Raw genomic sequence first — 12,794 nt, 5'->3', positions numbered from 1 at the left:
CCAGACACTGAAAACCCGAAGGAGAACAACAGTGATCTCTAACCTTTCTCGACTTCTGTCGCTCTCTACTGCGATGATCGTGGCTTCGACCGCGATTGCCGCTGCCGAGCCGAGCGCTGAACTTATCGCCGCCGCCAAGAAGGAAGGCACACTGACGACGATCGCCCTTCCGCACGACTGGTGCGGCTACGGCGATGTCATTGCCGGTTTCAAAGCAAAGTATGGCCTCGAGGTCAACGAACTGAACCCGGATGCAGGTTCGGGCGACGAAGTAGAAGCCATCAAGGCGAACAAGGGCAACACCGGCCCGCAGGCGCCTGACGTCATCGACGTCGGCCTCTCCTTCGGCCCATCCGCCAAGAAGGACGGCCTGATTCAGCCTTACAAGGTTTCCACCTGGGATTCGATCCCGGATTCGGCCAAGGATGCCGAAGGCTTCTGGTACGGCGACTATTACGGCGTTCTCTCGTTCCTCGTGAACAAGGATCTCGTCAAGGAATCGCCGGCCGACTGGACCGACCTGAAGAAGAGCGACTATGCAAACTCCGTCGCCCTCGCAGGCGATCCGCGCAGCGCCAACCAGGCTGTCCAGGGCGTCTATGCCGCTGGTCTTTCCGCATCAGGCGGTGACGCGGCCAAGGCAGGCGAAGAAGGTCTGAAGTTCTTCGCCGAACTGAACAAGAACGGCAATTTCGTGCCTGTCGTCGGCAAGGCTGCTCCCTTCGCTCAGGGCTCCACGCCGATCATCGTCGCTTGGGACTACAACGCCCTCTCCTGGGGCCAGAGCCTCAAGGGCAATCCTCCGTTCGAGGTCGTCGTTCCGAAAACAGGCGTCGTCGCCGGCGTATACGTTCAGGCGATTTCCGCCTTCGCTCCGCATCCGAACGCTGCCAAGCTCTGGATGGAATACCTCTATTCCGACGAGGGTCAGCTCGGCTGGCTGAAGGGCTATTGCCACCCGATCCGCTTCAACGATCTTGCCAAGAACAACAAGATCCCGAAGGACCTGCTCGACAAGCTGCCTCCGGCAGCAGCCTATGAAAAGGCTGTCTTCCCGACGCTCGAAGAGCAGGCTGCCGGCAAGGAAGCCATCACCAAGAACTGGGATTCCGTCGTCGGCGCCAGCGTCAAGTAATCCCTGATCCTGCCTCCCCGCCGCATAGGCGGGGAGGTTTTTTCACTCCGACGCCCCAGGATGAGCTTTTTCCATGAGCACGGTTTCAACGCCTATGGTGAGCAGTGCCCCCTTGATCAACAGAGATCGCGTGATCGACTGGCTGGGCATTGCACCCTTCATTATCTTCTCCCTGCTGTTCCTGATCATCCCCACACTTTATCTTGTGGCGGGCGCGTTCCTGACCCCCGAGGGCGACCTCACGCTGAAGAACATCGGCGATCTCTTTACCCCCTCGATCATGAGCGCTTACTGGATCAGTATCCGTGTCTCAGTGGCGTCGGCTCTCGGCGGTGCGTTGATCGGCTTTTTCCTTGCCTGGGCCGTCGTGCTCGGCGGCCTGCCCGCCTCCGTGCGCTCGACGCTTCTGACCTTCTCAGGCGTCGCCTCGAATTTCGCCGGCGTGCCGCTCGCCTTCGCCTTTCTGGCAACGCTCGGCCGCACCGGCCTTGTGACGATCTTCCTGCGCGAATGGTTTGGCTTCAATCTGTACGGCACCGGCTTCAACCTGCTGTCCTTCCTCGGCCTCACCATCACCTATATGTATTTCCAGATCCCGCTGATGGTGCTGATCCTGACGCCGGCCCTCGACGGCATGAAAAAGGAATGGCGCGAAGCCTCGCAAATCCTTGGCGCCACCAACCGTCAGTACTGGACGATGGTAGCGCTGCCGATCCTCTGGCCAAGCCTGCTCGGCACGACGCTGCTACTCTTTGCCAACGCCTTCGGCGCCATTGCCACGGCCTTCGCGCTGACCGGCAGCTCGCTCAATATCGTGCCGATCCTGCTTTATGCGCAGATCCGCGGCGACGTTTTGCACAATGCCAACCTCGGTTACGCCATCGCGCTCGGCATGATCGTCATAACCGGCGTCTCCAACGTCCTTTATCTCATGCTGCGCATGCGCGCCGAACGGTGGCAGAAATGAAACCTCAACGTCTCGGAGCATGGATCGCCGTTATTCTGGGGGCATCCTATTTTGTCATTCCATTGATCGGCACAATCGAGTTTTCGCTGCGCATGCGCCGTGGAGAATACAGCCTCGATGCCTATGAGTCAGTCTTCTCAGACGTGCAGTTCCGAGAGACCTTCGGCTACTCCATGCTGATGGCACTGCTCACCATCGTCTTCGGCATGCTTCTCGTCGTGCCGACGGCCTACTGGGTCCGGCTGCGCCTGCCGCAGATGCGCCCGGTTGTCGAATTCATCACGCTGCTGCCGCTGGTCATTCCGGCGATCGTCATCGTCTTCGGTTACCTCAGGATGTATAACTCGTCGTCCTACCTGCCGCTGACCGGCTCCACGACCGGCACCAACATCCTGCTGGTCTTCTCCTACATCACGCTGTCCCTGCCCTACATGTACCGCGCCGTCGATACCGCCATGCGCGCCATCGACGTCCGCACCCTCACGGAAGCCGCTGAGAGCCTCGGTGCCCGCTGGACGACGATCATGTTCAAGTGCATTTTCCCCAATGTCATGAGCGGAGTGCTGTCTGGCGCCTTCATCACGCTTGCGATCGTCATGGGCGAGTTCACATTCGCCGCCCTGCTTAATCGTCCGGCCTTCGGCCCTTACCTGCAGCTTGTCGGCGCCAATAAGGCCTATGAGCCCTCGGCGCTCGCCGTCATCGCCTTCTCGATCACCTGGCTCAGCATGGGCCTGCTCAACCTCGTTTCCCGCGTCGGCAAAGCCCGCCCGGCAAAGGCTTAAGGTATCTGGCTCATGTCCTTTCTCACATTGAACAATATTCAGAAATCCTTCGGCCCCGTACAGGTCGTCAAGAACTTCAACATGAACATCGAGAAGGGTGAGTTCGTCTCCTTCCTCGGACCGTCCGGCTGCGGCAAGACGACCGTCTTGCGCATGATCGCCGGTTTCGAAACGCCGACTGGCGGCACGCTCACCATCAACGGCAAGGACCAGAGCGCGCTGAAGCCGAACCAGCGCAACATCGGCATGGTGTTCCAGGCCTACGCGCTGTTTCCGAATATGACTGTACACGACAACGTCGCCTTCGGCCTCAAGGTTGCCGGCGCTCCCAAGCCTGAGATCGATGCCCGCGTCAAGGAGATGCTCGGCCTGATCAAGCTCGATCACCTCGCCGACCGCTTCCCCTACCAGATGTCGGGCGGCCAGCAGCAGCGTGTCGCGCTTGCCCGCGCGCTTGCCGTCAAGCCCCAGGTACTGTTGCTCGACGAGCCGCTCTCCGCGCTCGACGCCAAGATCCGCGTGTCGCTGCGCGAGGAAATCCGTGCGATCCAGCAGCAGCTCGGCATCACCACTGTTTTCGTTACCCACGATCAGGAAGAAGCCCTGTCGATATCCGACCGCATCGTCGTCATGAATGCCGGCAAGGCCGACCAGATCGGTTCGCCCTTCGAGATCTACAATACGCCGGCAACGCGCTTCGTCGCCTCCTTCGTCGGCACGCTTAACCTCATCGAGGCCAAGGTCGTCGACCCCGACGCCAACCGCATCCAGATCGGCGATCAAGGCATAACGCTGAAGCAGTCGGTCGCAGCCCATAAGGCCGGCGAAACCATCTCGCTGGCGCTGCGCCCGGAAGCTGGCTCGCTCTCCGACAGCGTCAAGAGCGACACGGCACTGACCGGTCAGGTCGTCTCGGCGCACTTCCTGGGCTCGGTCATCCGCACCCGCATGAATGTCGGCGGCAACGTCATCTCTTTCGACATGTTCAACAGCCCGGGCACCACCCCGCCGCAGGCCGGCGAAACGGTGACGCTGCGCTTCATGGCGGCCGATCTGCTGATCATCCGCGACTGAGTTTTGACGACACCCCTCATGCAAAAGGCGTTTTCACGGCGCCTTTTGCATTTCAGCCCGGCCGAACTATCAGGAAACCTGATGCAGCCATCATCACAAAGCACTTGAACTCTCCTAGCGCGGTGCCAGAAGTTGAGCGAACCAGATTGGTCGGCAGCCCTCGGCCAGCATTCACGCGATGGGATATTTCAAATGATCACCTGCCACCTACGCTATGTACTCGATCCGTACAAGCTTGCCGAATTCGAGGAATATGCCCGGCTGTGGATTCCGATCGTCAACAGGATGGGCGGCACCCATCACGGTTATTTCCTGCCATCAGAAGGCGCCAACAACATTGCCATTGCGCTGTTTTCCTTCCCGAGCCTTGCCGCTTACGAGGACTATCGCACCCGCATGGCAAGCGATCCGGAATGCCAGGCCGCTTTCGAGCTGGATAAACACAACCGCAGTATCGTCAGCTATGAACGTGGTTTCATGCGGCCGGTGCTCGGCTGATCGAACCAGCGCACGGAGGCTGGATAAAAACCCCGCAACATTGAACCGGCCTCCGAAAGTTGGACATCAACCTTCGGGGGTCGATTCACGTCGCAGGGCTTTCGCTTGTCATGCGCTCAGCGGATTGCCTGGTCGTCCACATCGAAGCGGTGGACATGCGCCTGATCCGGCGTCGCATAGACGATCTCGTCGGGCTCGTACTGGTGCTCGCCGAACAGGCGGGCCGTCAGCAGGCCGCACTGGTCGGATTCCAGATAGATGATCGTGTCGGCGCCGAGATGCTCGACATGCACGACCTTCGCAGCCCAAGTCCCCTGCTCGCGCGACAGCGTCATGTGTTCGGGACGGACGCCGATCGTCTTGGCGCTGTGATCACCGACTTTCTCGGCCGCGATGAAATTCATCTGCGGCGAGCCGATGAAGCCGGCGACGAAAACATTGGCCGGTCGTTTGTAGAGTTCCATCGGCGAGCCGACCTGCTCGATCGCGCCCGCATTCAAGACGACAATCTTGTCGGCAAGCGTCATCGCCTCGACCTGATCGTGGGTGACGTAGATCATCGTCGCCTTCAGGCTGCGGTGCAGCCGGGCGATTTCGAGCCGGGTCTGGACGCGCAGCGCCGCATCGAGGTTCGACAGCGGCTCGTCGAACAGGAAGAGCTCCGGTTCGCGCACAATGGCACGGCCGATTGCGACGCGCTGGCGCTGGCCGCCGGAGAGCTCCGCCGGCCGGCGCGCCAGATAGGGCTCCAGCGACAGCATACCCGACGCCTTACCGACGCGCTTTTCGATCTCGTCCTTGGCGGTGCCGGCCTGTTTGAGGCCGAGCCCCATATTGTCCTTGACCGTCAGATGTGGATAGAGCGCGTAGGATTGGAACACCATGGCGATGCCGCGCTTGGCCGGCGGCGTCAGCGTCTCGTCTCGGCCGTTGATGACCACAGCGCCTGAGGTTACGTCCTCGAGGCCTGCTATGCTGCGCAACAGCGTCGATTTCCCGCAGCCCGACGGCCCGACGAAGATGACGAATTCGCCGTCCTTGACCTCGAGATCGATGCCTTTCAGCACCTCATGCGTGCCATAGGTCTTGCGAATGGATTTGAGTTGAAGCGATCCCACTGATTTTCCCTTACAATCTGACCGGCTGGCCGGTACGCACGCTCTCGTCGGCGGCAAGGCAGATGCGCAGCGACGCCACCGCATCCGCCATATGGCGATCGAGGTTCAGATCCTCACGGATCGCCCTCAACACGAAGGCCTGTTCCAGGTCGCAGAGCGCCTGATGACCGGGCTCGCCCGTCATCGTCATCTCCTGGTCGGGCCGGATGAATTTGCCGTCCGGGCCGGTTTCGGCGGTATGCAGACGGATCACCGAGGTCTTGGTATGGGTGTCGATATCGTCGGACTTGGCGTTCGGATCCATAACGATCGAAACCGCGCCCTTCGGCGACATCACATCCTTCACGAAGAAGGCGGTCTCCGAGATCATCGGGCCCCAGCCGGCCTCGTACCAGCCGACCGAACCGTCTTCGAACAGCACTTGCAGCTGGCCGTAATTATACATGTCGGCGGCAATTTCCTCGGACAGTCGCAGTCCCATGCCGCGCACCTCGACAGCCCTGGCGTCCGTGATCTGGCACATCACGTCGACATAATGCACGCCGCAATCGACGATCGGCGAGGTGGTTTGCATCAGCGACTTGTGGGTCGCCCAGGTCGGGCCGCTGGACTGCTGGTTGAGGTTCATGCGGAAGACGAAAGGCGGGCCGAGCTTGCGCGCCTCTTCGATCAGCCTCGTCCAGGAAGGGTGATGGCGAAGAATATAGCCGATCACCAGCTTACGGCCTGCCTTTCTGGCCGCCGCCACGACGCGCTCGGCATCGGCGACGGTGGTCGCCAGTGGCTTCTCGACGAAGACGTCGCAGCCCGCCTCGAAGGCGGCGACCGCATAATCCGCATGACTGTCGGAATAGGTGTTGATCGAGCAGAGGTCCGGCTTCAGCTCGGCGAGCGCCTTCGTAAAATCGGGATGGATCCTATAGCCCTGCAGCTCGGTCTCCAGCTTCGGCGTCGAGCGGTTGACCATACCGACGATCTCGAAGCCGGGATTGTTATGATAGGCGAGCGCATGGCTGCGGCCCATATTGCCGAGGCCGGCAACGAGGACCCGGATCGGTTTATCGGATTGGCTCATTTGACGGCTCCTGACGTGATGCCGCGGATCAGCTGCCGCGAGAAGATGACGTAAAGGACGAGGATCGGCAGGATCGCCAACGACAGCGCCGCCAGCACCGCATTCCAGTTGGTGACGAACTGGCCGATGAAGATCTGCGAGCCGAGCGTTACCGTCTTGGTAGCCTCGGAGGGCGCCAGAATTAGCGGGAACCACAGATCGTTCCAGATCGGGATCATGGTGAAGACCGCCACCGTTGCCATGGCTGGCCGCACCAGCGGCAGCACCAGCCGGAAGAAAATCGCATACTCGGAAAGCCCGTCGATGCGCCCGGCATTTTTCAGATCGTCCGAAACTGTGCGCATGAATTCCGACAGGATGAAGATCGCCAGCGGTATGCCCTGCGCGGTATAGACGAGGACCAACGCCGTCAGCGTATTGACCAAGCCGGCGGCCACCATGCCCTGCAGGATCGCAACCGTGCCGAGACGGATCGGGATCATGATGCCGATCGCCATGTAGAGTCCGAGCAGCGTATTGCCGCGGAAACGGTATTCAGAGAGCGCAAAGGCCGCCATCGCGCCGAAGAGCAGCACCAGCAGAATCGAGACGATCGTGACGATGAAGCTGTTCTGGAAGTAATTAGCGAAGTCGCCCTGGCCGAGCACCGTCTGATAGCCGACGAGGCTGAAGGTTGACGGCGTCGGCACCATCAGCGGCTCGCGGAAGATCGAGGCGCGATCCTTAAGCGAGTTGACGATGGTCAGGAAAACAGGAAACAGGGCGACCAGCGTATAGGCGCCAAGCGCCAGATGCATGAGACCGGTGCGGATGGGAGATGTGCGCGCCTTGGACATGCCCGCTCCTCAGAATTGGTAGCGGCGCATGCGCCGCTGGATGACGAAAAGATAAAGCGAGACGCCGGCGAGGATGATGAGGAACATCACGGTGGCGATCGTCGCGCCCATCGAGCGGTCGCCAAGCTGAAGCTGGAAACCGAAGAAGGTGCGGTAAAGCAGCGTGCCGAGAATGTCGGTAGACATGTCAGGCCCGGCGAGAGCGCCCTGCACAGTGTAGATCAGGTCGAAAGCGTTGAAATTGCCGACGAAAGTCAGGATCGAGATGATGCCGATCGCCGGCAGGATGAGCGGCAGTTTGATCTTCCAGAATTGCGCCCACCCGGTGATGCCGTCGCATTCCGCCGCCTCGATCACCTCTTCGGGGATGCTGAGCAATGCCGCATAGATCAGCATCATCGGAATACCGATATACTGCCAGTTCGAAATCAGCGACACGGCAATCAGCGCCGAACCGGGCTTGCCGAGCCAGGGCGCGAACAGGAATTTCAACCCGATGAGATCGAGCATCCAGGGCGCCACGCCCCAGATCGGCGAAAGGATCAGCTTCCAGATGAAGCCGACGATCACGAAGGAGAGCAGCGTCGGCAGGAATATCGCGGTCCGGTAAAAGGCGACGCCGCGTAGCTTCGGCACCGAAAGCAGGGCGGCAAGCGCCACGCCGATCGGGTTCTGCACACACATGTGGATGACGAAGAAGACAAGGTTGTTGACCAACGCGTTCCAGAAATCGTGGGCCCAGCGCGGATCGCCGAACAGAACCATGAAATTCGCGAAGCCGACGAAGGCCGGCTGCCCGTCGACCGTATTGTAGAGTGAAAGCCGGAGCGTTTCGATGAGCGGCAGGACCATGATAGCGGAATAGACGATGACCGCCGGCAGCATGAAGACGAAAATATGCCAGCGCACCGGGCGCTTGATCGGGACGATATCGACCGCGTTGTGGATTTCGCTCATGGCTTTTGCCTGTTCTTGTCGACTGGCTGCAAGGGCAGCACAGATGGAAAACGTTGCGCCTCACCCTACTCTCTGCCACCTGGGAAGAGAGGGAACACGCCCTGCTGAGATGCCATACCGGGCTGGGAGGTCGCTGCGAGTCTCCTTCTCCCCGCAAGCGGGGAGAAGGTGGCCGGCAGGCCGGATGAGGGGCTGCAAACGCCGCCCCTCAACACACATTCACTTGGCCGGCTTGTACCAGCTGTCGAGGCCCTTCTGCAGCTTCTCGGCAGCGACCTGCGGCGTATCCGTGCCGTTGATCACATTGGCCGATTCAACCCAGGTCTCGTTTTCCAGGTTCGGCTTGCCGCGCGACAGGATCTGGTAGGTCGAGCGCACGGTCGACTTGTACGGCCCGCGCCAGGAAACGAATTCCTGAGCAAGCGGATCGGACATCTTGACCGGGTTGGAGTTCAAGCTGAAGAAGCCCGGCAGCGCGTTGGCATAAATATCGGCGAATTCAGGCGAAGCGACCCAGGTGAGGAACTTCTTGGCTTCCTCGGCATGGGTGCTCTTCGCGTTCAGGGCAACGCCGATATCCGGATGGTCGGAAATGTAGCCGGTGTCGCCGGCCTTTGGAACCGGCGGCGGGAAGGCGCCCATCTTGAACTGGGCCTGGCTGTTGAACAACGAGATTTCCCACGAACCGGCGGGATAGATCGCTGCACGGCCGAGCGTGAAGAGGTTCTGGCTGTCGGAGTAAGTCTGCGCTTCGAAGCCGTCGCCGAGATAAGGCTTCCACTTGGCAAGCTCTTCATAGGGCTTGACCCAGTCGGCATCCGTCAGCTTCTGCTTGCCGGAGATCAGTGCGGCGCGGCCGTCCTCACCCTTCCAGTAGTTCGGGCCGATGTTCTGGTAGCCCATGGTGGCGGCTTCCCAGAGGTCCTTGGTGCCCATGGCGAGCGGGATGTAGGTGCCGTCGGCCTTGATCTTGTCGAGCGCTGCGTAGAACTCATCCTGCGTCTTCGGTACAGAGATGCCGAGCTTGTCGAAGGCATCCTTATTATAGATGAAGCCGTGGATGACCGAAGCCATCGGCACGCAGAAGGTCGACTTGCCGTCGTCAGTGCTCCAGGCGGCCTTGGCGACCGGCGAGAAATTCTCCATGCCGGTAAGGCTGGTGATGTCGGCGAGCTGCTTCTTATTGAAGAGTTCGAGCGAGGCATCGAACGGGCGGCAGGTGATGATGTCGCCTGCAGAGCCGGCATCGAGCTTGGCGTTCAGCGACGCGTTGTATTCGGTCGGCGCGGTCGGCGAGAAGACGATCTTGATGCCCGGGTTCTTCGCTTCGAAAGCCGGGATGATTTTTTCCTGCCAGATTTGCAGGTCGTCGTTACGCCAGCTTTCGACCGTCAGCGTGACGTCGGCGGCGTGGACGAAGCCCGCAGAACTCAGCAGACTGGAGGCAAGCAGCAAGCTTTTCAGAGCAGTATTTTTCATTTCCCTCTCCTGTGTTTTAAGCGCCGGAAGGCGCCGTTTTCGATCTGAAACAAGCAGTTGGCGTGCCTGAGGAAACACCCAATGCCCCTTGGAGGACCGCCAGCGACTGCCGGCCCCGAAAGCTCGATAACCGCGAAGGCGGACTGCCTGCGGCCGGAAGGCGCGCCCTGCACGATGGTCTGCACCGGGCGAGACGAAAAGCTTGGGAAAAGCCGATGGATACCTGAGCTTCGCCACCAGCCTGACGGCTGACGGGGTCGTTTCTCGATCATCCTCGAAGCGGTTCCGGCTTGGCTTTGCTGCCGGTTTTCATGGGCTTCGATGTGCTGTTCCCTTTTGCCGAATTAAGTCCAAAAAAATACCAATTGTCCAGCCGAATTTAACTTTTTGGCCATCAAAAATTCATTAAAAAAATTTTATCAAGCAAAATCAATGTGATAAAAAGATCATTTTCTCGATCATTCCCACTTGGTAAATGGTATTTTTTTGGTATTGTAATAAAAACATGGGGAACGGCGTATTCGGAGGCCCGATGACGGAGCTTGCAATCGGCATAGACGGCGGTGGAACGAGCTGCCGGGCGGCTGTCGCGGACAGAGATGGCAATATCATCGGCCGCGGCAAATCAGGTCCTGCCAACATCCTGTCCGATCTGGAAAACTCTCTTCTCAATATCGTCGAATCCGCCCGGCAGGCGTTGCTTGATGCCGGGCTGGCCGCTGAAACCATCTCCTCCGTTGCATCGATTGTCGGCGTCGCCGGCGCCAATGTCGGCGATTACGGCAGGCGGATCGAACAAGCCCTGCCCTTTGCCGGAGGCCTAGTTGTCACCGATGCGCTGATTGCCCTGCAGGGCGCGCTCGGCGATGCCGACGGCATTGTCGGCGCCTTCGGCACAGGCTCGGTCTATAATGCCCGCAGGAACGGCCGGCTGAACGGCATCGGCGGCTGGGGCTCTATTGTCGGCGATCAGGCAAGCGGCGCCCGGCTCGGCCGCGATCTAATGGAACGATCGCTGCTTGCCCATGACGGCGTGCGCCCGGCTTCACCGATCACCGAAGCGGTTCTGGCGGAATATGGCAACGATCCTGAACGCATCGTCGAATTCGCGCATTCGGCAAGACCGACGGATTTTGCCCGTTACGCGCCCATCGTCTTCGAATATGCTGCCAAGAGCGATGCCGTCGCGATCAGCATCGTCACCGATGCATCAATGGCAATCGGCGAAAGCCTCGACGCGTTGCTCTGGCCGGAATGCCCGTCGATCTGCCTGCTCGGCGGGCTCGCGGACGCCTATGAACCATGGCTTTCCGAACGCTACAAGTCTCGGCTTGCCAAGCCGAAGGCCGATGCCCTGCAGGGTGCGGTGGAACTGGCCGTCAAGCACCTCAACGACCGGCAGAGAGGTGCGGCATGACCGACGACCTCGCCACCCTCCTGTCCCTTGAGCGCCTGCAGGCAGCCGGCACCGGTCCGCTCTACGTCAAGCTGCGCCGCAGGCTCGAAGAGGCCGTGCGCACCGGAACGCTCGGTCACGGCGATGCGCTGCCGCCGGAGCGCGACATCGCCGAGTTTGCCGCCGTCAGCCGGGTCACCGTGCGCAAGGCGATCGACGAACTCGTCGCCGACGGCCTGCTGGTACGCCGCCACGGTTCGGGCACCTTCGTCGCCAAGCCGGTCTCCAGGGTCGAGCAACGCCTGTCGCAGCTTACCTCCTTCACCGAGGACATGGCGCGCCGCGGCATGTCCTCCCGCTCCGAATGGCTGCACAAGGGCGTCCACACCCCCTCGCCCGACGAGATGATGATCCTCGGTCTCGGCACCGACGTGAAGGTTTCACGCCTCTCCCGCCTGCGCATCGCCGATGACCAGCCGCTGGCGATCGAGAATGCCAGCGTCTCCGGCGAATTCCTGCCCGATCCTTCCGTCGTCACCAATTCGCTCTATGCCGAACTCGAACGCCTTCAGGTCCGCCCCGTGCGCGCCGTGCAGCGCATTTCGGCGACCAACATGAAGGAAGCCGACGCCCAGCTTCTCGGCGTCTCCGTCGGCGCCGCCGGCCTGTCGATCGAACGTATTTCCTATCTCGGCTCCGGCCGCGCCGTGGAATTCACCCGCTCACTCTATCGAGGCGATGCCTACGATTTCGTCGCCGAGCTGACGATCGGGGTAACGTAAGCATTACCAGAAGCGGGCGATCCAAAGCGGATTGCCGACGAGTTCATCGAAAACCGCGTCGGCAGAGATAATCGGTATCCCATTCTGCATGGCGGTCGCCGCAAGAAACCGATCGAACGGATCGCGATGCGCCCAGTCCATCATGGCTGCGGCCAGACAAATTTCCGGTGTCAGCGCCACGGTAATGCCGCCCTGTTCCTGCAGCAGTTCCGGCAGCCGGCCGATGAAAGGCTCCATCTCCGGCCATTTACCGAGACGAACCTTCTGACTGATTTCAAACAGGGATATCGGGCTGACGAGAATAGTTTCCGCCTTTTCGATCAAAGCGACCGCCTTGACCGAGAGACGTTCGTCGCCGCTCAGCGACCATGCCCAGGCATGGGTGTCGAGCAAAAGCGAATTCACTCGGCCCCTTCCCAGGCTGAAAGGTCGCTCTCATCCATGGGCTCGAAGAAATCCGGCCCCTTTCCAGCGAGTTGGCCCTTGAGCAACCCGATTTTGAAGGAGGACTGCGTAATCGGTATGATCTTCACGACCGGCTTGCGCCCTTTGGCGATCACCACTTCCTCTCCGGAAAGGGCGGCGTCGATCAATTTCGACAGATTGGTCTTGGCGGCATGAATGGTCACCTGCATCGCGGTCTCATTAGCTAACTTGGCTAACCATACCACCTTATCGACAATTCCGCTATC

Annotated in this window: 14 protein-coding genes; 7 read left to right on the top strand and 7 right to left on the bottom strand. The window is 60.3% G+C overall.

Annotated features, from left to right (window positions below):
* The first annotated feature begins 31 nt into the window (after positions 1–31).
* The 5 genes from RCCGE510_RS11370 (at position 32) to RCCGE510_RS11350 (ending at position 4,459) form a co-directional block, all read left to right on the top strand.
* Positions 32–1,135, top strand: a complete 1,104-nt coding sequence (locus tag RCCGE510_RS11370; RefSeq protein WP_007630030.1) for an ABC transporter substrate-binding protein — start codon at positions 32–34, stop codon at positions 1,133–1,135.
* Between the two features lie 73 nt (positions 1,136–1,208).
* Positions 1,209–2,102: an ABC transporter permease subunit gene (locus tag RCCGE510_RS11365; RefSeq protein WP_007630026.1), complete on the top strand. Its 894-nt coding sequence runs from the start codon at positions 1,209–1,211 to the stop codon at positions 2,100–2,102.
* Positions 2,099–2,887: an ABC transporter permease gene (locus RCCGE510_RS11360; protein WP_007630025.1), complete on the top strand. Its 789-nt coding sequence runs from the start codon at positions 2,099–2,101 to the stop codon at positions 2,885–2,887. The genes RCCGE510_RS11365 and RCCGE510_RS11360 overlap by 4 nt, the downstream gene beginning before the upstream one ends.
* Positions 2,888–2,899: 12 nt before the next feature.
* Positions 2,900–3,961: an ABC transporter ATP-binding protein gene (locus tag RCCGE510_RS11355; RefSeq protein WP_007630024.1), complete on the top strand. Its 1,062-nt coding sequence runs from the start codon at positions 2,900–2,902 to the stop codon at positions 3,959–3,961.
* A gap of 192 nt (positions 3,962–4,153) precedes the next feature.
* Positions 4,154–4,459, top strand: a complete 306-nt coding sequence (locus RCCGE510_RS11350) for an NIPSNAP family protein (RefSeq protein WP_007630023.1) — start codon at positions 4,154–4,156, stop codon at positions 4,457–4,459.
* Between the two features lie 116 nt (positions 4,460–4,575).
* On the opposite strand, the gene RCCGE510_RS11345 is transcribed toward RCCGE510_RS11350, so the two are convergent.
* From RCCGE510_RS11345 to RCCGE510_RS11325, 5 genes are all read right to left on the bottom strand, one after another.
* Positions 4,576–5,577, bottom strand: a complete 1,002-nt coding sequence (locus RCCGE510_RS11345; RefSeq protein ID WP_007630022.1) for an ABC transporter ATP-binding protein — start codon at positions 5,575–5,577, stop codon at positions 4,576–4,578.
* A 10-nt stretch (positions 5,578–5,587) separates the two neighbouring features.
* On the bottom strand, positions 5,588–6,652 hold the full coding sequence (locus RCCGE510_RS11340) for a Gfo/Idh/MocA family oxidoreductase (protein WP_007630021.1): 1,065 nt from the start codon (positions 6,650–6,652) through the stop codon (positions 5,588–5,590).
* Positions 6,649–7,488, bottom strand: a complete 840-nt coding sequence (locus RCCGE510_RS11335) for a carbohydrate ABC transporter permease (protein ID WP_007630020.1) — start codon at positions 7,486–7,488, stop codon at positions 6,649–6,651. The genes RCCGE510_RS11340 and RCCGE510_RS11335 overlap by 4 nt, the downstream gene beginning before the upstream one ends.
* A gap of 9 nt (positions 7,489–7,497) precedes the next feature.
* Complete coding sequence (locus RCCGE510_RS11330; RefSeq protein ID WP_007630019.1) at positions 7,498–8,445, bottom strand: sugar ABC transporter permease; 948 nt, start codon at positions 8,443–8,445, stop codon at positions 7,498–7,500.
* Between the two features lie 219 nt (positions 8,446–8,664).
* Positions 8,665–9,924, bottom strand: coding sequence for an ABC transporter substrate-binding protein (locus RCCGE510_RS11325; protein ID WP_007630018.1), 1,260 nt, complete (start codon positions 9,922–9,924; stop codon positions 8,665–8,667).
* 532 nt (positions 9,925–10,456) lie between these two features.
* Between RCCGE510_RS11325 and RCCGE510_RS11320 the strand changes: the two genes are divergently transcribed.
* The gene (locus RCCGE510_RS11320) at positions 10,457–11,341 is read left to right on the top strand and encodes an N-acetylglucosamine kinase (protein WP_007630017.1); all 885 of its coding nucleotides are present in this window, start codon (positions 10,457–10,459) and stop codon (positions 11,339–11,341) included.
* Entirely contained in the window at positions 11,338–12,102 is a 765-nt protein-coding gene (locus tag RCCGE510_RS11315) for a GntR family transcriptional regulator (protein ID WP_007630014.1), read from the top strand. The genes RCCGE510_RS11320 and RCCGE510_RS11315 overlap by 4 nt, the downstream gene beginning before the upstream one ends.
* A gap of 3 nt (positions 12,103–12,105) precedes the next feature.
* On the opposite strand, the gene RCCGE510_RS11310 is transcribed toward RCCGE510_RS11315, so the two are convergent.
* Positions 12,106–12,507, bottom strand: a complete 402-nt coding sequence (locus RCCGE510_RS11310) for a type II toxin-antitoxin system VapC family toxin (protein WP_007630012.1) — start codon at positions 12,505–12,507, stop codon at positions 12,106–12,108.
* Positions 12,504–12,737 (bottom strand): type II toxin-antitoxin system prevent-host-death family antitoxin, encoded by a 234-nt coding sequence (locus RCCGE510_RS11305; RefSeq protein ID WP_007630008.1) that lies wholly within the window; start codon positions 12,735–12,737, stop codon positions 12,504–12,506. The genes RCCGE510_RS11310 and RCCGE510_RS11305 overlap by 4 nt, the downstream gene beginning before the upstream one ends.
* Positions 12,738–12,794: the final 57 nt, after the last annotated feature.

Source organism: Rhizobium sp. CCGE 510 (assembly GCF_000292525.1).
GTDB lineage: Bacteria > Pseudomonadota > Alphaproteobacteria > Rhizobiales > Rhizobiaceae > Rhizobium.
The sequence above is the reverse complement of the archived record's forward strand: the minus strand, read 5'-3'. Positions and strand labels throughout refer to the sequence as shown.

What these genes read in the sequence shown, in the direction of transcription:
- RCCGE510_RS11365 (WP_007630026.1), top strand. Translation starts at nt 1,209, where the DNA reads ATGAGCACGGTTTCAACGCCTATGGTGAGCAGTGCCCCCTTGATCAAC.
- RCCGE510_RS11360 (WP_007630025.1), top strand. Translation starts at nt 2,099, where the DNA reads ATGAAACCTCAACGTCTCGGAGCATGGATCGCCGTTATTCTGGGGGCA.
- RCCGE510_RS11355 (WP_007630024.1), top strand. Translation starts at nt 2,900, where the DNA reads ATGTCCTTTCTCACATTGAACAATATTCAGAAATCCTTCGGCCCCGTA.
- RCCGE510_RS11350 (WP_007630023.1), top strand. Translation starts at nt 4,154, where the DNA reads ATGATCACCTGCCACCTACGCTATGTACTCGATCCGTACAAGCTTGCC.
- RCCGE510_RS11340 (WP_007630021.1), bottom strand. Translation starts at nt 6,652, where the DNA reads ATGAGCCAATCCGATAAACCGATCCGGGTCCTCGTTGCCGGCCTCGGC.
- RCCGE510_RS11335 (WP_007630020.1), bottom strand. Translation starts at nt 7,488, where the DNA reads ATGTCCAAGGCGCGCACATCTCCCATCCGCACCGGTCTCATGCATCTG.
- RCCGE510_RS11330 (WP_007630019.1), bottom strand. Translation starts at nt 8,445, where the DNA reads ATGAGCGAAATCCACAACGCGGTCGATATCGTCCCGATCAAGCGCCCG.
- RCCGE510_RS11325 (WP_007630018.1), bottom strand. Translation starts at nt 9,924, where the DNA reads ATGAAAAATACTGCTCTGAAAAGCTTGCTGCTTGCCTCCAGTCTGCTG.
- RCCGE510_RS11320 (WP_007630017.1), top strand. Translation starts at nt 10,457, where the DNA reads ATGACGGAGCTTGCAATCGGCATAGACGGCGGTGGAACGAGCTGCCGG.
- RCCGE510_RS11315 (WP_007630014.1), top strand. Translation starts at nt 11,338, where the DNA reads ATGACCGACGACCTCGCCACCCTCCTGTCCCTTGAGCGCCTGCAGGCA.
- RCCGE510_RS11305 (WP_007630008.1), bottom strand. Translation starts at nt 12,737, where the DNA reads ATGCAGGTGACCATTCATGCCGCCAAGACCAATCTGTCGAAATTGATC.